The 20,046-nt window shown below is 36.3% G+C and carries 20 protein-coding genes, 1 tRNA gene and 1 pseudogene; 7 read left to right on the forward strand and 15 right to left on the reverse strand.

Translation table 11 applies throughout. The annotated features are described in order from the left end of the window. Window positions 1–125: 125 nt before the first annotated feature. A tRNA-Arg gene (locus JOS54_RS06380) sits at window positions 126–199 on the forward strand. A gap of 208 nt (window positions 200–407) precedes the next feature. Here the strand turns inward: JOS54_RS06380 and JOS54_RS06385 are convergent. Continuing rightward, on the reverse strand, window positions 408–803 hold the full coding sequence (locus JOS54_RS06385; protein ID WP_203244768.1) for a hypothetical protein: 396 nt from the start codon (window positions 801–803) through the stop codon (window positions 408–410). Window positions 804–1,429: 626 nt separating this feature from the next. Here JOS54_RS06385 and JOS54_RS06390 point away from each other — a divergent pair. Both JOS54_RS06390 and alr read left to right on the forward strand, forming a co-directional pair. Further along, a complete protein-coding gene (locus JOS54_RS06390) occupies window positions 1,430–1,861 on the forward strand; it encodes a hypothetical protein (protein ID WP_203244769.1) in 432 nt (143 codons plus the stop codon). 11 nt (window positions 1,862–1,872) lie between these two features. After that, window positions 1,873–2,961, forward strand: coding sequence for an alanine racemase (gene alr, locus JOS54_RS06395; protein ID WP_203244770.1), 1,089 nt, complete (start codon window positions 1,873–1,875; stop codon window positions 2,959–2,961). Between the two features lie 30 nt (window positions 2,962–2,991). Here alr and JOS54_RS06400 read toward each other — a convergent pair whose 3' ends face one another. From JOS54_RS06400 to JOS54_RS06415, 4 genes are all read right to left on the reverse strand, one after another. Beyond that, window positions 2,992–3,225 carry a hypothetical protein gene (locus JOS54_RS06400; RefSeq protein ID WP_203244771.1) on the reverse strand — a complete coding sequence of 78 codons (234 nt, stop codon included), beginning with the start codon at window positions 3,223–3,225 and terminating at the stop codon, window positions 2,992–2,994. 246 nt (window positions 3,226–3,471) lie between these two features. Next, the gene (locus tag JOS54_RS06405; RefSeq protein ID WP_203244772.1) at window positions 3,472–4,665 is read right to left on the reverse strand and encodes an MFS transporter; all 1,194 of its coding nucleotides are present in this window, start codon (window positions 4,663–4,665) and stop codon (window positions 3,472–3,474) included. Beyond that, window positions 4,658–5,848: a coenzyme F420-0:L-glutamate ligase gene (locus JOS54_RS06410; protein ID WP_203244773.1), complete on the reverse strand. Its 1,191-nt coding sequence runs from the start codon at window positions 5,846–5,848 to the stop codon at window positions 4,658–4,660. The genes JOS54_RS06405 and JOS54_RS06410 overlap by 8 nt, the downstream gene beginning before the upstream one ends. 29 nt (window positions 5,849–5,877) lie before the next feature. Then, on the reverse strand, window positions 5,878–6,729 hold the full coding sequence (locus tag JOS54_RS06415) for a LysR family transcriptional regulator (RefSeq protein WP_203244774.1): 852 nt from the start codon (window positions 6,727–6,729) through the stop codon (window positions 5,878–5,880). 87 nt (window positions 6,730–6,816) lie between these two features. On the opposite strand from JOS54_RS06415, the gene JOS54_RS06420 reads away from it, so the two are divergent. From JOS54_RS06420 to JOS54_RS06430, 3 genes are read left to right on the forward strand one after another with little or no spacing between them, the layout of a single operon-like run. Beyond that, window positions 6,817–8,526, forward strand: a complete 1,710-nt coding sequence (locus JOS54_RS06420) for an ABC transporter ATP-binding protein (protein ID WP_203244775.1) — start codon at window positions 6,817–6,819, stop codon at window positions 8,524–8,526. Between the two features lie 16 nt (window positions 8,527–8,542). Continuing rightward, window positions 8,543–10,291, forward strand: a complete 1,749-nt coding sequence (locus tag JOS54_RS06425; protein ID WP_203244776.1) for an ABC transporter ATP-binding protein — start codon at window positions 8,543–8,545, stop codon at window positions 10,289–10,291. Window positions 10,292–10,328: 37 nt separating this feature from the next. Continuing rightward, window positions 10,329–11,396, forward strand: a complete 1,068-nt coding sequence (locus tag JOS54_RS06430) for an immunoglobulin-like domain-containing protein (protein ID WP_203244777.1) — start codon at window positions 10,329–10,331, stop codon at window positions 11,394–11,396. 161 nt (window positions 11,397–11,557) lie between these two features. Here JOS54_RS06430 and JOS54_RS06435 read toward each other — a convergent pair whose 3' ends face one another. The 9 genes and pseudogenes from JOS54_RS06435 to JOS54_RS06470 all read right to left on the reverse strand — a co-directional run bounded on the left by JOS54_RS06435 (window position 11,558) and on the right by JOS54_RS06470 (window position 16,366). Further along, window positions 11,558–12,139 carry a hypothetical protein gene (locus JOS54_RS06435; protein WP_203244778.1) on the reverse strand — a complete coding sequence of 194 codons (582 nt, stop codon included), beginning with the start codon at window positions 12,137–12,139 and terminating at the stop codon, window positions 11,558–11,560. Between the two features lie 105 nt (window positions 12,140–12,244). Beyond that, a complete protein-coding gene (locus JOS54_RS06440; protein ID WP_203244779.1) occupies window positions 12,245–12,421 on the reverse strand; it encodes a hypothetical protein in 177 nt (58 codons plus the stop codon). Beyond that, window positions 12,418–12,576, reverse strand: a complete 159-nt coding sequence (locus JOS54_RS06445; RefSeq protein ID WP_203244780.1) for a hypothetical protein — start codon at window positions 12,574–12,576, stop codon at window positions 12,418–12,420. The genes JOS54_RS06440 and JOS54_RS06445 overlap by 4 nt, the downstream gene beginning before the upstream one ends. A 315-nt stretch (window positions 12,577–12,891) precedes the next feature. Beyond that, window positions 12,892–13,521, reverse strand: coding sequence for an RDD family protein (locus tag JOS54_RS06450; RefSeq protein WP_203244781.1), 630 nt, complete (start codon window positions 13,519–13,521; stop codon window positions 12,892–12,894). 4 nt (window positions 13,522–13,525) lie between these two features. Continuing rightward, a complete protein-coding gene (locus JOS54_RS07950; protein ID WP_255520661.1) occupies window positions 13,526–13,648 on the reverse strand; it encodes a hypothetical protein in 123 nt (40 codons plus the stop codon). Between the two features lie 29 nt (window positions 13,649–13,677). After that, window positions 13,678–13,764 (reverse strand): annotated as a pseudogene (locus JOS54_RS08025) (PTS lactose/cellobiose transporter subunit IIA); the annotation flags it as partial. Between the two features lie 2 nt (window positions 13,765–13,766). Next, window positions 13,767–14,507 (reverse strand): copper homeostasis protein CutC, encoded by a 741-nt coding sequence (locus tag JOS54_RS06460; protein ID WP_203245798.1) that lies wholly within the window; start codon window positions 14,505–14,507, stop codon window positions 13,767–13,769. Next, complete coding sequence (locus tag JOS54_RS06465; RefSeq protein WP_203244783.1) at window positions 14,507–15,460, reverse strand: N(4)-(beta-N-acetylglucosaminyl)-L-asparaginase; 954 nt, start codon at window positions 15,458–15,460, stop codon at window positions 14,507–14,509. The genes JOS54_RS06460 and JOS54_RS06465 overlap by 1 nt, the downstream gene beginning before the upstream one ends. Before the next feature lie 24 nt (window positions 15,461–15,484). Beyond that, window positions 15,485–16,366: a YitT family protein gene (locus JOS54_RS06470; RefSeq protein ID WP_203244784.1), complete on the reverse strand. Its 882-nt coding sequence runs from the start codon at window positions 16,364–16,366 to the stop codon at window positions 15,485–15,487. 110 nt (window positions 16,367–16,476) lie between these two features. On the opposite strand from JOS54_RS06470, the gene JOS54_RS06475 reads away from it, so the two are divergent. Then, window positions 16,477–18,381, forward strand: a complete 1,905-nt coding sequence (locus JOS54_RS06475) for a transcription antiterminator (protein WP_203244785.1) — start codon at window positions 16,477–16,479, stop codon at window positions 18,379–18,381. A gap of 186 nt (window positions 18,382–18,567) precedes the next feature. On the opposite strand, the gene mgtE is transcribed toward JOS54_RS06475, so the two are convergent. Beyond that, the gene (gene mgtE, locus JOS54_RS06480; protein ID WP_203244786.1) at window positions 18,568–19,899 is read right to left on the reverse strand and encodes a magnesium transporter; all 1,332 of its coding nucleotides are present in this window, start codon (window positions 19,897–19,899) and stop codon (window positions 18,568–18,570) included. Window positions 19,900–20,046: the final 147 nt, after the last annotated feature.

Consider the following 20,046-nt stretch of genomic DNA (forward strand, 5'->3'; position numbering starts at 1 on the left):
TTTGTCTTCTTGCTAAGACAGCTATAATATACGCAAGCAATGTGAAGATACAATGGTAATATTGTGAAAGAATTGTGAAATATTATCTAACTTTCTTTTTTTATAATGGTATAATCTTGAGGGATGTCCTCGTAGCTCAGTTGGATAGAGCAATCGCCTCCTAAGCGGTAGGTCGTGAGTTCGAATCTCATCGAGGACGCTACTTTACCGTTTCTTGAAACGGTTTTTTTATGATTTTGGAATACTCTGTGAGTGAATACTTTTTCTTTGAAAGTCGTACTTGATGAGCCTTGGTGTAACTATAAATAACATTAAAAAGACATCATTCACAACTAAATAATGTCTTATTAAGCAGTCAACTCTAAAACTAACAGCTTCGTACGCATAGATATGATTTTTTGAAAAACTTATAAACTCTTTAAAATTGTTGCTAGATTTTCTTTATGCCATGAAGCACCAACCATTATTTTATTCACTTTAAAAGCCAATGTTCCTTTTGATGTACTAATTTCTAATTCATAAGACATTAATTTTTTGTTGAATTTAACACTCGTTACTTCTTCCTTTGGTACGAAAAGGAATGCTTCATTTTCCAATTTGCCCGTTACATTATTTAAACCGATAATAGCAATACCGCTATCGTTAAAATTCATTGCGTAATATTGCACTGAAAGAGCAGTTGCAACCGGACCGAGAGCATATGTAAATTTACTAGGAAGGATAATACCAATAATAGAGGCATTCTCCTTAAATGTACTCTCTTTCTCATTGAGGTATTGTTGAATATCTTGTTCTTTTAGCATTTTTATTGTCCTCCGATAAAATTTCTTCACATCTAGTATTGTAACAACATACTATCACCTAGCAATTTTTCTTGCAACCTTTATAGGTCTTGGTCCTATCTGAGCGTACAACAAGCTTATGCCTATACTTAAACACACCGGACAATAGAATCCTGAATGGAATAAACATAGCCTCTACCGTGATAAATTTCTGACATGGATAACACCTCGTTATCTATGTGACATGTGCATTAGCATAATCCAATAGTAACGTTGTTTACCTAACAAAAGTTAGGCAACAACTGAAGTCGATTCATCTCATGACTAAAATCAAGAGTGTTCTTAGCTGTTTCATAAAAATTACACCATCATTTACCATGTCTTGAAAGAAAAGCTGTATTCCCTTTACTTTGTCAAAACCACTCTCTGAAAATCTTGTATTTCAAAGGGCTTTATGGTTAATTATTGAAATTTACCTAAAATAATATCAATCTATTCATTCGTTAATAAATCTGGAAGAATACTCAAATATTTCTTAAGTTTATAAATAAGGTACAGGATTTTACAATTTCCTTGAAATGATTTCATTTTTTAGACAAAGGGATTGTGATACCATATAGGCATATATAAAAAATAAGGAGGTACGTATGCGTATCTATAACTTAAATACCCAAGACGAAAACAAGCGTTTCTTTCTTTCTATCCTTGTTGGTTTGCCTGCATCCGTTTTATTTGGATACTTATTCTATCTTGTGTCTAAGTGGTTTGCTTTCCGCTTGGATATATTTTATGTTGTGATTGCGTATACAATTGCTTTATTGCTAAAGAAAGTTGGTCGTGGAGTTACAAAAAAATTCTCCATTTTAGGAGCCGTTTTAATGCTAATCACAATCTTAGTTGGTGACGCACTTCTTCTATATGGAAACTACGCCCTTCATATCCTGACAAGCTTAACTCTTCTTTCCCGGTTTATTCGTTTAGAAGTTTTCTCGCTAACCGCCAATTTAAATGCTTTAATTGGTCTTTTAATACGCGTTAGTGCTATTTATGAAGCTTATTACTATTCCGTATTATTCTAAGGAGAAAAAAGATGCACCGTCAAACCTGGTTTGAAATTGATTTAGGAAAAATCAAACACAACATTCAACAAGTTCAATCTTTTCAACAAAAAGAAGTTATGGCTATTTTAAAAGCCAATGCTTATGGATGTGGTGATGTTCAATTAGCGGAAACACTAGCTGATATTGGTATTCGTTTCATCGGTGTTTCTTCCGTGGATGAAGCCCTTGTTCTACGAAAGCATGGTTTTCAAGGAAAAATCTTAGTCCTTGGAGGAAGCAACGTTGAAGACTTAGAGGTTCTTATCCAAAATCACATTACTGTCACAGCCTATTCAAATGAATGGGTCAAAGAATTCTCACAACATGATTTAACCGGTTTAAGGATCCATCTTAAACTGAATACCGGTATGAACCGCATCGGTTTTTCCAGCTTTTTTGAAACCAAAGCTGCCTTACTAAGCTTACAAAATAAGAAGGCTCAAATCGATGGTATCTTTACCCATTATTACCTATCGGATAGCGATAAAGAAAATACCGCTCGTCAATTCCATGATTTCAAAGAAATTGTGACTAAGTTAGAGCATCCTTTCAGCTACATTCATGCTGATAATTCAGATGCTTCGTTGTACTTTAAAGATGATTTAACAAATATGGTACGAGTTGGTATTGGTCTTTATGGGTACAGTGCTTATCATAATGGCTTACAAGAAGCTCTTTCCTTGTACACCAAACCTATTATGGTTAAAATCGTTCGAGCTGGTGAGACCATTGGTTATGGTGCTACTTATACCACTGAAAAAGATGAGGTTATTGCGACTTTACCAATCGGTTATGCGGATGGTCTATTGCGTATCAATCAAGGAAGAAAGGTATATGTGGATGGTCAATATGGTACTCTTGTTGGGCGTATTTGTATGGATCAATGTATGGTAAAACTAGAAAAAAAGATTTCGTTGGAAGATACGGTTGAAATCTTTGGCCCTCATATTTCTTTAAATCAAATGGCTTTAGAAACACATACCATTTCTTATGAAATTATTTCTCTAATCACACCAAGAGTAACGCGTGTATACAAAGATGGAGATATGTCCTGGGAAATCAATTGGCGTCATCATTAAAAAAGGTTCACCTCTCGGGAAGTGAACCTTTCATTTGAAACCATGTTTCTTCATCTTCTTATCAAAGATAGTAGAAATTATCTTCTTAATTTCAACGATAACTTCTTCACTTGGATTTTCAACATTGAACTTCTCCATTAAGTCAGGATGTTCATCCATAATTTTATCTGCGGTAGCTCCTGTCGCATGTTCACGCACAAAGAAAGGAATTTTCTTAATCTCTTCTTCCGGCATTAAAGCAATCAATTTATCTTTTAAGTCCATAATTACCTCTTTTCCGGTGATTATCCTACTTCTAACTAATTGATTGTGTCAAATAGTTTACTCCGATAAGATTTACGAATCCAAATATAACTAATCAAGCAAGTTTCTAGTTCCGCAAATAAGAAGGATAGTCAACCCCCTATCCATTCCCAATAACTTTGGTAGCACTAGAGCAAACAAACAAATCATTTCGTACGCTTTGCGTCCTCAACAAGCTAAAGCCATAATAGAAAAAATTCCAAGCAACTATTCACTTGGAATTTCAATTTTTTGTACCATCATACAAACTAAAACAGCACCTACAACACAAGTTATGAAACAAACAGCGTTAAAGAAAGGAACACCAAAATAATCTAGGAAATAACCACCTGTGATATTACTAATCACACCAGCCACCAGCATCATAATGGTAAACAAAGCCTGTCCCTTAACCGCTTCTTTCTCACTCATGATTTCCGCTGTATAATTCACCATTGCCGGATAGAAAATCGCATAGCCAACCATCTGCATTGCTTGTGACACATACAACATCCATACTTCCTTTGCATAGCAGAAAATTCCAAACTTGACCACAAAACCAAGCATTGAAACCATCAACATCCTTTTCGAGCCAAAGCGTCTTTGAAGATGACTATAAAAGACCATGGATGGTACCTCAACCATTGCCATCAATGCAAATAAGAAACCCATATCCGTTTTCGCAGCACCAATTGGTTCTATCATTTGGAACAAGAAAGCTCCTAAAGCATTCACATGATAAAAAACGAGCATCACACCTAAATTCAATATTATGAAAGACACATTCTTTCTAATAAAAGTGCCTAAAGAAATCTCTTCTACTGCTTCCTCATTAGAAGAAACATTCGTATCTTGTCGTATGAGCTTATGACACATAAAGTTTGATACCAATAATAAAGCCAAACACACAAAGGAAGCGATAAGAATAGAAGTATTCCCATAAATTATTACAATCGGTCCTAACAAACCCGTTACCATCGCAAAGCCAACAGAACCAGCTGAACGACATAAGCCAAAATTGATTGCATACCCCTTCTTTGAAAAACGCTGATTTAAGGCGTTAATAAACGGTTGTAATAAACCATGAGCAGCTAAAGCTAACACAAATAATCCAAACACCAAAAGCGTATGCCCTTTTGTCCAAAACAAGGCACTAATCATAGCTAACATAAAGAAGCCAATGCCAGAAATAATATCGGTTAATTCCACTTTCTTAGACTGATCTGCCCAATCCGCTAAAACCGGTTGCACAAATACCGCCAACAAATTCGCCAAACTAACACATAAGCCAATTTCCGAATTTGAAAAGCCTTGTGCCAACAAATACACCGACACAAAAGAACCAATGCCTGCATAACTCATAGAATAGCTTCCCTGAATGCCGGCATACGCAAGTGTTATTTTATGTTTCCGATTACTCATTGGTGTAATTATCGAAATAACCTTGGATATATACGATTGGCGTTCCCTTATCGCCTGAACCGGATGTCAAGTCACATAAAGAACCAATCAAATCTGTCAATCTTCTTGGCGTTGTTCCCTCTGTTTCCATTCGACCAACTAAGTTGTCATCTTTTTCTTGGATGCGAGCGGAAATCGCATTTCGTAAAGCTTCACCACTCAATTCCTTGAAATCATTATCCGCTAAGTACTTCAATTTCAATTCATTAGGAGTTCCTTTTAAGCCTTCTGTATAAGCAGGGGAAACCACCGGATCGGCTAATTCCCAAATTTGACCAACCGGATCTTTAAAAGCCCCATCACCATAGACCATAACTTCCACATGCTTACCTGTTTTTTCTAATATACTCTTTTGAATATCTTCTACTAAATCTTGGCATTTATTTGGAAATAACTTCACCCTATCTTCCCTACTCTTATTTGAACCTAATAAACCATATTTTGCATTATAACCACTACCATTCACAGAAGAAGTTAAAATATCATCCAGCGAACAAACCGTTGCACCTGCCTCTTGTAAAATACGCTTCGTTCTCTTGCGAGTATGAATATCACAATTAATAACCTTATCTGTGTAGTTCAAAATTTCAATCGCATGATTAGCGAACACAAATTCCACTTCCGCTCCAGATGAGCGAACCACCTCGGTATAATAAGCCACATAATCAATATCCGTAAATGGATGTCTATTTTCCCCAAATAAGCTACGATATTCTTCCAAAGTCAATACCGTTTGATAAGGGTCAATATGATGTTCATCCAATTGTTCTTCGGTTAACAATTGATTACCAACCTCATCTCTTGGAAATGACAACATCAATACAATCTTTTTCGCTGCTAAGGAGATACCTTTCAAACAAGTCGCAAAACGATTTCGTGACAAAATCGGGAAAATAACCCCAATCGTTTCTGAACCCAATTTGTTGCGAATATCTTGACCAATGGCTTCAACACTTGCGTAGTTGCCCTGACTTCTTGCGACCACTGATTCCGTTACTGCGATGACATCACAATCACGAACGAAGAAAGGCTCACTTTTCGCCGCTTCTAAAACTGAATTAACCACAATCTGCGCTAAGTCATCCCCTTCACGAATGATTGGACAACGAATACCCCTCGAAACCGTTCCAACTCTTCTTCCCATACCTTTTCCTCCTGTAACACATATCCAGTTTATCCATATATTTTTCTAACGCAATAGCTTAAAAATAAATTTGTTTCTAAGGATAAATTTTTGGCGTTCCAAGCTAATAATATTTCCGTTTCTAAGTCCTTTTCTTGCAGTGGTAACAACTGTAACTCTTTATCCGATACCTGCAAAGAAGCCGGTACAATTGCTATTCCATTTCCCGGTTTGGCAAATTCAATCGCATCTCTTCCATCATCACACAAGCAAATAATTTGATATTTCAAATGACGTTTTTCTAAAGCCGACACAATTAAATTTTGATAGCGACGATACACTATTAAAGGATATTGACTAACCTCCTTTAAACTAGCCTTTTCAAGTAAATATGATTGCTTATGAAATACAGCAACCATATTTTCCTTTTGAACCAAACGACTCTCTAACGTTTCTAAGAAAACCGGACTTCTCAATAAAGCCACATCAATCATTTCTTCTTTCAAAAGACTATTCAAACGATAACTATTTTCATCCCACAACTCATAATGAATATGTGGATGTTCCTTCTGAAATTTCTTTAACATGGGGATTAAAAGTGAAATGGTGGTTGGTGTAGCACCAATTCTTAAAATCGGATGCTGACCAGTTGCTTTTACTTCAAACTCTAAAGCCTCTAATCTTCGTAGTAAATCCCCGGATTTCTGATACAAAAGACGACCTGCTTCAGTTAAATGAATCTCTTTTCTACCCCTTTCAAATAAGAGTAAACCCAATTCTTCCTCTAATTTCTTCATTTGAAAGGATAAAGGCGGTTGAGAAAGATTTAACTTCCTAGCGGCCGCTGAAATAGTTCCACTTTCGACAACTGAACGAAAGTATTCTAATTGCTTAATTTCCATATTTTTTCCCTATACTTAACGAATAAAAACAATATTTTACAGGATAGTATCTTCAGTATATCCTAAATACGAAAAGAATTAAAAATTATGAAACGATTATTCAGTTATACCCATGGATACAAAAAAGAAATCCTTTTAGCTCCCTTATTTAAAATGCTGGAAGCCTTGATGGACTTATTCATTCCTATCCTTGTGGCGGATATGATCAATCATGGTATTCAAAATGGTTTATCCACTTACCTTTATTCCCGCTTTTTCCTAATGATTGCTTTAGCGATAATTGGCTTTGGTTTTTCCACCTTAGCTCAGTACTTTGCCGCAAAAGCTTCTGCCGGCATTTGTAGTCAAATCCGCCAAGCCCTTTTTAATCATATTCAAGATTTATCGTATAAAGAATTAGATCACGTTGGCAAAAGCACTTTAATCACCCGTTTAACCTCTGACATCAATACTATACAGAATGGTTTGAATCTAGCTTTACGTTTGATGCTAAGAAGTCCTTTTGTGGTGTTCGGTTCCATGATAATGGCTTTTACCATCCATATCCAAGCCGCTTTGATATTTGTGGTTGCCATCCCCATCCTATTCTTCGTCGTCTTTGCGATCATGTTCGTTAGCATTCCTCTTTTCAAAAAAGTTCAAGCTCAATTGGATGAAGTGATGAAAGCCACAAGAGAAAATCTAACTGGTGTTCGTGTCATCCGTGCTTTTTGTAAAGAAGAAGCCTTCAATCAAAACTTCCAAAATAAAAATAATCTTTTAACAAAATTATCCGAAAAAGTTGGTCGCATTTCTGCTCTCTTAAATCCTGTCACTTATCTACTCATCCATCTAGCAACGGTTTTCTTAATCTACACAGGTTATCTTCAAATTCAATCCGGAACTATGGCTCAAGGTGATTTAGTGGCTTTATACAATTACACAACCCAAATGATTATTGAACTCATCAAACTCGCTTCCTTGATTATGACCATCAATCGTGCTTTAGCTTGTTCTGAGCGTGTGGCTGATATTTTAGACATCCCATCTACCATTCAATATGCACAAAAGAATTTGGCTAGCCAAACGCATGGTAAAGTGGAATTTAAAGATGTTAGTTTTTATTATGAAGAAGGTGCCAAACCTTCTTTAAACCATGTTAGTTTTATCGCTCATCCAAAAGAAACCATCGGTATTATTGGTGGCACCGGTTCCGGTAAATCCACTCTTGTTCAACTCATTCCTCGTTTTTATGATGCCCAACAAGGTGAAATTCTTGTAGACAATTACCCCGTAAAAGATTATCCGCAAGAACAGCTCATTCAAAAAATAGGTATTGTTCCTCAAAAAACCGTTTTATTCAAAGGAAGCATTCGTGAAAATCTCCTGTATGGCAACCAACAGGCTGGTGATGAAGAATTGTGGCAAGCCTTAACCATAGCTCAAGCCAAAGAAGTGGTTGAACAAAAAGAAGATCAATTGAATTTCCAATTAGAACAAGGTGGTAAAAATCTTTCCGGCGGACAGAAACAACGGTTAACCATCGCTAGAGCTTTAGTGCGTAAACCGGAGATACTAATCTTAGATGATTCCGCCAGTGCCTTGGATTTAGCAACCGATGCTTCTTTACGAAAAGCCTTAGATTCCATTCAAAATACAACCATTTTTATCGTCAGCCAAAGAATTTCATCCCTGAAACATTGCGATACCATCCTTGTTTTGGATAATGGTCAACTCGTTGGACAAGGCAAGCATGCTGATCTATTAAAAGAATGTGCCGTTTACCAAGAAATTTATAACTCCCAATTTCCCAACTAAATAGAAAGGAGAACTTATGCGCAAGATACAAGAAGCCGATACATCTAGCTTAAAGAAACTATTTCGCTATATGGGACAATACCGCATTCTCTTATTCTTTAGCTGTGGATTAGCAACTGTTTCATCCATTTTAATGTTGTATGTGCCCATTTTATTTGGCAAAGCTATTGATAACACCATCCATGCCGGTCAACTTCAACTATCTATTCTTCTTCAAACTCTTAGAAATATTGTGATAATCATACTAATCACAAGTCTTTCTACTTGGTTTATGAATTTAATCAATAATAAACTAAGCTATCGAATTGTTCGTGATTTGCGCTGTGATTCGATGAATAAAGTCCAACACTTACCTCTACAATATTTAGATACTCATTCCATTGGAGATATGGAAAGTCGTATCATTGCGGATTGTGATCAGATTGGAGATAGTTTATTAGTAGGCTTTTCACAACTATTTAGTGGCGTTGTTACAATTATCGCTACCTTGATTTTTATGATTTCAAAGTCTTGGTTGATTAGTCTTATTGTTATTCTTTTAACGCCTATTAGTTTCTTTGTCGCAAAATTTATCGCTTCTCACTCTTTCCATCTATTCAAAGAACAATCTTCTATTCGTGGTGAGCAAACCGGTCTTATTGAAGAAATGATTGGTGAAGAAAAAACGGTACAAGCCTTTGGCTATCAAGAAAAAGCGAAGCTTCGCTTCAAACACATTGACCAAAAACTCCAAAAAACAACTGAAAAAGCTATCTTCTTTTCTTCCCTAGTCAATCCTTCCACCCGTTTTGTGAATGGAGTAATTTATGCCTTGGTAGCTTTGGTTGGTAGCTTTTCTATTTTATCCGCACAACTAACGGTTGGCGGCTTATCCGTTTTACTAGGCTATGCCAACCAATATATGAAACCATTTAATGATATTAGTTCAGTTATTACTGAACTACAAAATGCCCTAGCTTGTGCTTCTCGTATTTTTGAAATTATGGAGCAACAAGCCGAAAGTGCCGATGCGACCGGTACATTAGGTATTTCCAAAGGTCATGTCAATGTGCAAGATGTTTCTTTTAGTTATCGTCCTGATAAACCTTTTATTAAAAATTTTAATGTGGAAGCGAAACCAGGTATGCGCATTGCAATCGTTGGTCCAACCGGATGTGGGAAAACAACCTTCATCAATTTATTGATGCGTTTCTATGACATTCAAGCCGGTTCTATTCAAATTGATGGTCAAGACATTCATTCCATTTCCCGCCATGAACTACGCAAGAATTTTGGCATGGTCTTACAAGATACTTGGATTCAAAATGGAACCATTCGTGAAAATATCATGCTTGGTAAACCGGAAGCAAGTGAAGAAGAAATTCTTCAAGCTGCTAAAGAGTCTCATAGTTATGATTTTATTATGCGCTTAGCAAAGGGCTTTGATACGGAAGTGGATGAGTCCGGTATGTCCCAAGGAGAGAAGCAGTTATTGTGCATGACTAGGGTTATGTTGTGTTTACCACCAATGTTGATACTGGATGAAGCAACTTCTTCTATTGATACAAGAACCGAAATTCAGATTCAACAAGCCTTTGATAATCTGATGAAAGGAAGAACTTCCTTTGTGGTAGCTCATCGTCTTTCTACCATTCGTCATGCTGATATGATTTTAGTCATGAAAGATGGTCACATTATTGAACAAGGTAATCACGACAGCTTATTAGCCAAACATGGTTTCTACCATCATTTATATACCGGCCAGTTTGAACTTCCACAGGCTTAATTTGAAGTATTCCGTTCATTTACAGTATAATGAGGCTATGCGAAAGAAAAAAATCCTTAAGATTTTGATGGGAGCAGGAATTTCTCTTCTTTGTTTGGTACCCTCTATGAAGCCAACAAAAGCGGTGGAAGAAGATTATATTTCCATCTTTGAAGTGTCTATGAATGATCCTGAACCTTTTGAAACGATAAAAAAAGAGGTTATCCAAGCTGTATCAAAGACTGATTCTTCTATTCATTTGGATAAGATTTCAATTGAAAAGAGTTTATTAGAAGCGCAAGATTTTATACCTGGTAAGGTTGGTTTTCAACAGGTCGTTGTGAAAGCTCGCCTTTTCAATATAGATGAAAAGGATTCGGATAAAAACATCGGTTATTCTTTTACAAAAAAGATTTTATTGAAAGTCAATCCTTCAAATAAGCCGGTCATTAAATTAAAGAGTGATACTGTTGTTGTTAACAATGGTGATGACTTTAATCCCTCGACTCATGTTTCCTCGATTTACGATGAAACCAATGTCCTACCCGTTTTAACAACTCAAGGCACTGTGGACATGAAGAAGGACGGAACCTATTTTGTGCATTATAAAGCTATTGACACAAATGGTATTCAATTCGATACAAAATTAACCGTTAAAGTGGTTACACCGGCGGAAGTGGTTAAGGCACGAAAAGAAGCTACGATGGCTAAGACAGCGAAAAGGCTAAGTAAAGAGCACCCAACCATTGATGAATCGTCACTCGCAAAGGCGGAAATAGGCGGTCTTCAATTTAATAGTCGTGGCTTACTAGTTGAAAAAGCATCTCCAAATGCTCAATTAGCTATTAATATGTTATTAAGAATTCCCGGTCACTCTAGGGGTTCTACTTATCATCAAGTAACCGGTTTGGATAAACTCATTGATAGCTTATCCACGGCTGAAGCGGTTTATGTTATCCACCGTATCGAAGGCGCCGGCTTTGGACAATTGGCGGCTGGATACGCAGGTTCGGATACCCCAGCTACCCATAGAGCTTTCGTATCACAACAAGTCAATCGTCGTTTTGGCGGCTCTATTCATCAATTATTAAAAAAATGGGGAACATATTCTTATACAGGATATTAAAAGGTTGTCGTTTTATTGGGGTTCAGTTCCTATTTCTACAACCTTTTTTATCAGAAGCGATAAGCTCTTTCCCGACTTTCTATCATACGGATGTCAATAAATAATTATTGACAGCAGCTTTGTATGTCTAAGCCTTTCATACATCTTTGAATCAGTCCTATTTATCTTTCCTTATCGCGTGCAATTGCACTTGAAATTTTAAAGGAAGTCATATTATTGTTCCAATCATAATCAATATAGGAAAAATATTCATTCCAAAAGAGATGATCGCTTCCGGTTGTCCACTTTATCCCATAGTGCAACTCCGTTATATCTTTCGGGCTACGAGGGACCAACCACAATTTTTTATTAAAAGTTTTTTTAAGTTCGTTTAATTCCAGTGGTGTAAGTAGATTAACCCCATTCAACTGATAAGTTACATTATTTCTCTTTGCGGCGTTAACGCACTCTTCATCAAGGCGTATATGAACAATTTTACAATCTTCAAGTACAGTATCTTTTTCTTGATCACCGTAAAACCATGCTCCGCCAACAACTAGTCCGTTCTTTGCCAGCAAATACGGAACATCGGCAGTATCTCTATGAAACCCTTTTTCTACGTAAACACTTCTGTCCGCTATATATTTCTTAAATTTGCCGGAAGAAAGTAATTCATCATACTTGACACGGTGATTACTGCTATTCTGTTTCATATAAATATCAAATCCGTTATCGATTAAATCTTTAGCTGTTGTATGTGCCATAGTGATTTTCGTATTGTTAATCTGAAATATCGGTGCTTTTATCGGAATCCCAACAATTATATATGCGAAAAATAACCAAAAGGCGGATAGACAAGCTACTACAAGTTAAAAAAATGATTTTCCCGTACGCTTTCGGGCATTAAATAACGCCATAATCGGTGGAAGAAGGATGTATTTTGCCAAGGATGCAAACCCCGAGCCTACTCGTTTCATGATTTGTATACTAAAAAGACCTGCCACAAGTATTTCAGAAACATATACCATAAGTTCACTAATACTCATTTTAGAAGTATTTGTCTGCTCATTGACTGCTTCATTCCAAATTGTTTTCCATTTTTATCGACTCTTTTATAATAAATATAGGTACCCAATATAATAGCGAAGAAGGCAAAACCTAAAAAAGCAAGCACCCCTATTAATACTACTCTAGCACTCATCTAATACCCCCTTTTTACCATATTTACAGATAGAATAACCACTTTAACCACATATAGTCCCATGAAAATCATAAAGTTTTTATATCTCAATCTTCATTAGCCCTTATCTTTCAATTTTATTCATGCTAATTCAATTACTGCTTAAACGTTAGCGTAACTCTTTTAATCCCTTCCCAATTTTCATATTTTTCAAAAATAACCCTTATATCTTTATATGGTACACCTTTTGTTCGTTCTTCGTTGTTTTCGGTGGAGAAATTTTAAGTGCCTTATATGGGGCAATCCACTCCATGCTAAAGCAGACTCTTCAGTTCCTTAAAATATCTTTCCGGCTTCTTGGTAAACATCCTGCATAATTGTTTTTGAAATCTTATCGTGGAACAATCGAAAACGACCACGGTCTTTAAACGCATAACCAAGTGAAATCAAGCTACTTGTGGCACTGACAACATTGATAGCACTTGTGAATAAATCCGGTGCATGAAATATCCCATAACAAACCCCACTCACGATTACTTTAAAGGCATCATAGAACAAACCTTCCACAAGAAGACAACCCACAAAATAACGCCATGCAAAATCCTTTATAGAAGCTTTTTGACCATCTTCTTTCACCACTCTAACTTGCAATACCTTTTGCATCATCGTTGCCCCATTGGTCATCTTAGCCGGAACATAAATAAAGTAAAACCCATGGGTCATTAAAACACTTAATAAAAGAATCACTATCTGATTGGCGGGAATACCATTAAAATTCTTTAAAATTTCAATTTTACCTTGGTTCATAAAACCATATACAATCGCTGTTACCAAAATAGAAAGACGATTGGTAATAAAATAATCAATGATAAACGCCAAGCCTCTTCGACCAATGAAAGAATTTTGGTTTACCTGTAAATTTGCTTGTTTATTTTTTTTACACAATTCCTTTTTTACTTTACTCATTTAATCATCCTTCCGTAAAAGCGATTTCCTCTTCCGCAATCAACTTCAATGTTTCAGCACTCATCAACTGTTCTTCCGCATGGGCTTGGTGTCCCTTGTTAAAAAAACATTCGCTTCTTCTAAGCACTGTTTAGCCTCTATTACATCTTTGCGCCTTGCACTACGATAAACTTTCAAAAACGCATACCGTGCTTCCCCAATCGAAGCAATAATTTGAAAACAAATTCGTTCTAAACCTTCCATAACTATTTGCCCCTCAATTTCAATACAATCCTTTTTACATTCTCCAATCCTACAATATCATAATCATCTTTCGCATGAAAAGCATAACTCACATTTCCAACACTGGTCGTTAAATCCTTCTTCCACTCACGACAACTCGAATGAAATTGATGAATCTTCGTTAATTCCTTTAACTCCAGAATGTTACTCGCATTGATGCCGCTGCCGGCTAATAACTGAATTCTATCTCCATAGCATTTCTGTAACTTCGCAATCAATGCGGAACCATCTATAGCTTTAGCTTGTAAGCCACTAGTTAAAAGACGATCCACAGCACAAGAAATCAATCTTTCAATTGCCATAAAAGGGGCATTCACGCAATCAAAAGCCCGATGGAAAACCGCTTCTTTTTGATAAGAATGAATTAAGTCAACCATTTGCTTTGTGGTATCCACATCAATACTGGTATCCTTGTGTAAAAAACCAAAGGCTAAACCATCTGCTCCATTTTCCAATAACAACTTCGCATCTAGAAACATCGTTTCCTTTTCCACTTTATCGTAACAAAATCCGGCCGGTCGAGGTCGAACCATACAAATGACCGGAAGACTCGTCTTCGCTTTTACTTGCTGTAAAGTCGCAAGGCTTGGTGTTAATCCCCCTAAACTCAAAGCACTATTTAACTCCACGCGATTAGCACCACCAAGCTCCGCCTGTATGCAATCTGATACACTCCCTGCACACACTTCAAAAATATCGTTCATCATTCTGTAATTGGTGCCATCCTTTCTTGCATATACTGATCCATCCATTCTTGACTTGCCGGATAAATCTTTGTTTCACCATCCACATTATCTGCTAAATACACAACCGCTTCTTCATTCTGTCGATAAACCACAAAAGAAAATTGTTGAATATTCGTTGCACAACCAAACTGACCATTTTTATCAATTGCAATAACACTTAAATCACCCGAGAAGCCTTTAGATTTCTTTAGTTTCTCATCTAATTCATTGACTGCTTTTTGACAGGCTTCCTGTGGGGATAAACCCTCTTTCATTTTGCGAACAATTTCATAGGAGATACAACCCTTCATTAAATCTTCTCCAAGACCGGTTGCACTAGCACCACCCACTTCAGAGTCAGCATAAAATCCAGCTCCAACAATGGGTGAATCGCCAATACGCCCTGCCTTCTTCATAAATAATCCACTCGTTGAAGTTGCCACAACAACCTTCCCGGCTTGATCCAAAACAACTTCACCCACTGTATCATGACCATCGTATGGCTTTAATTCTTGACTTTGAAGCTTTTTAACCCGCTTGTGATAATGCTTTTTCGCTCTTTCTGTCAACATCGTCTTTCTTTCAAAACCCTTTTGACTAGCGTATTTTTCCGCCCCTTCAGCCACTAAAACACAATTCACATTATCCTTAGATAATTCCTTGGCAATGGACACTGGATTAGCGAAGTCTTTAATCCCTGCAACAGCTCCAACAGAAAGGGTATTTCCATCCATATAACCGGCATCCAATTCAACAATCATTTCTTCATTTGGTAAGCCACCATAACCGACTGACTTATAATATGGAAAGTCTTCAACCATACGAATTGCCTGTTCAACCACTTCCCCGGCTCCTTTCCCCTTTTTCAATAATTCACCGGCTTCACAAACACCTTCTAAAGCCATTCTCCATGTCGCAATCATTGCCCACATACTCTTTCCTCCTAATTTCTTTCTCTAGTCCAAAGGTCGACGATAAAATCCACCATAGAAATCATCCGTTCGATACACGTTAATAATCGCATGTGGATCCACTTCTAATATCAAATGCGCTATCTCTTTTACCTCTAAAGAAGATACCACCGTATTCAACATATAATTCTCACAACGTGAATAACCCCCATAGCTTCTCCAAACTGAAATCCCATGCCTATATTTCTCTGTATACCTTTTTAAAATCTCTTCCGGCATCACACTAGTGATTTGCATAGTACTACGATCATAACGATGATACAAAGCATCAATCATCTTCGTTGCCACAAACTGCATAATCATTGAGTAACAAGACTTTTGCCAACCGGATGTAAAACCAAAAATACATAACAAGACACAGTTATACAAAAACACATAAGACCAAATGCTCTTACCCGTTTTATTGGACACATATAGTGCAATAAAATCGGTGCCGCCGGTACTTGCGTTTGCCATAAGGGCTGCCACAATCCCAAATCCATACACCGCTCCACCCATCACAATATTTAATAAAGTATCCTGGAATAAAGCTTCAAAATGGAATATCTGTAAGAAAATGGAAACACAGGCAAACTGCAAGGAGGACAATAAAGTAAATCGCAAAGAAATCGATTTTCCACAAAGAATAGCGACCGGTACATTCAAAGCCATAATCAATAATGGAATGGATATATTCATATGGATATGAAGACCGATTTCATGAATTAAAATCGCAAGACCTGTAAAGCCACTTGCTAACATTCCCGCCGGTCGGATAAACACTTCTAAAGCAAAGGTTTGAATCAATGCCGACATAATCACCATAAAAACACTAAAAACCAAGCGAATATTCTTTCTTTTTCTTAAGTTTACTATTTTTTGTTTCATGACGGCGGTCGTCCCCCTTTATTTCCATTACTATTGTATAATTTCATCGGATGATATTCACAGTTATCCTTTTCCTACTATTAGGAAATATTATTTGTGAAAGGGACATCATGAATAAAAGACAAGAAAAATTATTACGTATACTCAGTGAGGAAAATAAATGGTTTACCGCCACTTCTTTAGCAAAATTATTATCCGTTTCCAATCGCACGATTCGTTCAGACATTGATACCATCAATAAAGCCTGTCCGGAAAAGCTGATTGAATCCAACTTGCGTAAAGGCTATTCACTCATTAGTGACAACTATAAAAAATTCCAAAGCCATTTCCAAGGCATAAACCAAAATGGAAAAGAAAGAAATCTTTTTATTTTAAAGACTGTATTACTATCTAGGGATTCTATTTTTATTCCCGACCTATTAGACCGCCTTTGCATCTCGGAATACACCCTAGACGCCCATCTGAAAGAAATCCGTCGTCAACTTGCTCAATACCAAAATTTAGAATTGAAAAAGTCAGCGAACCACCTCATCCTATTAGGCTCTGAAAATGAAATCCGCAAGCTATACAAAACCCTCATGATTGAAGAAACAAAACAGAATTTTTTAAACATCAATGAACTTGCTTCATTATATACCAACTTTGATTTATTAAAATGTAAAAAAGAATTGGAACAACTTTTACAACACTACCATTATTCCGTGAATGCTAATATACTACCTTCTATTCTATTGCACATTAGTATTTCTATTGATCGTATTCTAAATGGTAAATATATTGAAAGTGTTCGTGATAGTCGTGAAATCATTGATACAACTGAATACAAAATCGCCCATGATTTTTATCATCGCATTGCTGTTTTATATCAAGCTCAAGTGATTGAAAGTGAAGTTATCATCTTAGCTCTTTTATTGATGGGTGAAAGTGCTCGCTATTTAGGTGAAACTCAGCTTTCAAAATACATTCCGGATGGTCTTTTATGCAGTGATATTATTAATGAGTTGATTGCTTATATTGATGGTCAACATGGAATTGATTTTTCAAAAGATGAATCCTTCAAAATTGGTTTAACCATTCATTTACAATCTTTGATTGAACGTAATCTCAGTCAACGCCCCTCTACCAATTTATATTTGCAAGAAGTTAAACGTAAGTTTCCTTTAATATTTGAAGTCGGAGTCAGTTCAGCTTCCTTTTTATCCCGTCGTCTGCATATTGACATCAATGAAGATGAAATCGGCTTTATCACCTTACACTTAGGAATGGCTTATGAACATCTATACCACTCACAAAAGCTAAAAGCCGTTTGGATTTCTCCTTTGGCTGAAAATGTGTATTTTCCACAAAAGAAAAAGATTGAGAATATTTTTTATGAGCATCTTGAAATCATAAAAGTATACGCTTATTTCCAAGAAGAACTCATTGTAGCCGATCATCCTGATTTCATTATTTGTTCGATACCTTTGCGCCATCATTTAAATATTCCAACCGTTGAAATTTCCTTGCTTTGTTCCAAAGATGATGAAGCGAAGTTATTTGAAACCATTCATAGCCTTGAAAAAGAACGTGTTAAAAAAGAATTTTATCAAAAATTAAAAGGTTTAATCACAAAGGAACATTTTTACCATCATCAAAGCTTTACAAGTCCAAAATCGGTTCTGCAATTTATGTCAGATGAACTTCAAAAACATGGTTATGTGACGCCGGACTTCTTCCCATCTGTCATGCGAAGAGAAGAATTATCCCCAACTTCTTTTAACTTCAATTTTGCGACACCGCACCCAATTGACTCATCTTGTATCAAATCGGCTATTTCGATTATGCTACTGGATAAACCAATTCTTTGGGGCAATTATGAAGTCCAACTGGTCTTCTTATTAGCCATTGATAAGCTTGATACATCTAACTTAAAACCATTCTTTGATTGGATTGCGTCTTTAACGGAAGATTATGAAAAACTATCGCAACTTATTGCTAGTAATACCTATGAAGAATTTATGAGTTACCTCATTTAAAGAAATTTTGACTATAATAAGGCTTTAGTAGCAAAGTTATCCAACGAAAAAACCTGATGTTGCACCGGGAGATAAAGAAAGAAGTGATGAATCAATAAACCTTAAATTTATAAAAAGCCACTCTTGAAAGAGTGACCATTGAGGCAATGTGCCTCTTTTTCTTTTTAATCCTCCAAGATTTATTTTTTAGATAGAAAAGATTGCTGAGGCAACTTTAAAGTAAACAATAATGGATAACGTATCCACGATTGTTGTGATAATCGGAGCTGCCATAATAGCTGGATCCATCTTCAATTTCTTCGCTACGATGGGTAAAACACAACCAACAAACTTAGAAATAATAACCGTCACCATAATAGAAATCGCAATCACAATGGAAAGTTGAAGATCATGATTAAAAATTATAATCCGTATTCCATTTGCAATCGCTAAAATAACACCCACAATAATGGAAATTCTAAACTCTTTAAAAACCACCTTAAAGAAATCACGAAAATGAATTTCATCAATCGCTAAGCCACGAATAATTAAGGTTGAACTCTGAGAACCGCAATTTCCACCCGTATCCATCAACATTGGAATAAATGACACTAATAAAGGCATAACCGCAAAAGCATGTTCATACTTGGCAATAATTCCCCCTGTCAGCATCGCTGAAAACATTAATATCAACAACCAAACAATACGACTACGTGCATGTTGCCAAACAGAAGTCGAAAGATACGGCTTATCACTAGCCACAATCGCCGCCATCTTTTGCATATCTTCCGTTGTTTCCTCAGTTAAGACATCAATTGCATCATCAAAGGTTACAATCCCCACAATACAATTTTCGACATCCAATACAGGTATAGCAATCAAATCGTACTTTCTAAGCTTCTTCGCAATATCTTCCTTATCATCACCCGTATAAGCATACACAAACTCTGTTTTCATAAGGTCTTGAATTAAAACATCCGATTCACTCAATATCAAACTTTTTGCGCTAACAATCCCTATTAACTTACGGCTTTCCACCACATAACAGGTATATACCGTTTCACTGTCAATCCCAACTCGTTTGATTTTCTCTAAAGCTTGCTTTGCGGTCATGTCTTTGGTGAATTCAATAAATTCCACCGTCATGACACTACCGGCTGAATCCTCTTTATACTTCAAAAGATGATTGATGTCCTTTCGTACGTTCTCATCCACTTTATCCAATAATTGCGTTACCAAATTAGAGGGCATTTCCGATAAGAAATCCGCCGCATCATCGGAATACAATTCATTGATCATTTTAACAATTTCTGTATTATTAAAAATCTTGACCAAACGACTACGATCATCCTTATCCAAGTACGAAAAAACATTCGCCGCTTCTTCTTTTTCTAAAACACGAAAGAAAACTGCTAAGTCTTGATCCTTCAATTCTGGTATAAACTCAGCAATATCCACCACATTTTTCTTTGCTAGATAGTTATGCAACTGTTTTAATTCATTCTTTTCGAGCCAAAGCTCAATTTGATTACGATTCATTCTAATCCCTTTCTATGCAGTCAATATAACCGCATAGAAAAAGATAGGGCTATATTACTGACAACAACTGTTTCAAAAACATAACTCCCACCAGGTTTATCGTCCATAAAGATAGCCACCTCCATCGTTATTATAATTCTCTATATA

Source organism: Bulleidia sp. zg-1006, from assembly GCF_016812035.1.
Lineage (GTDB): Bacteria > Bacillota_I > Bacilli_A > Erysipelotrichales > Erysipelotrichaceae > Bulleidia.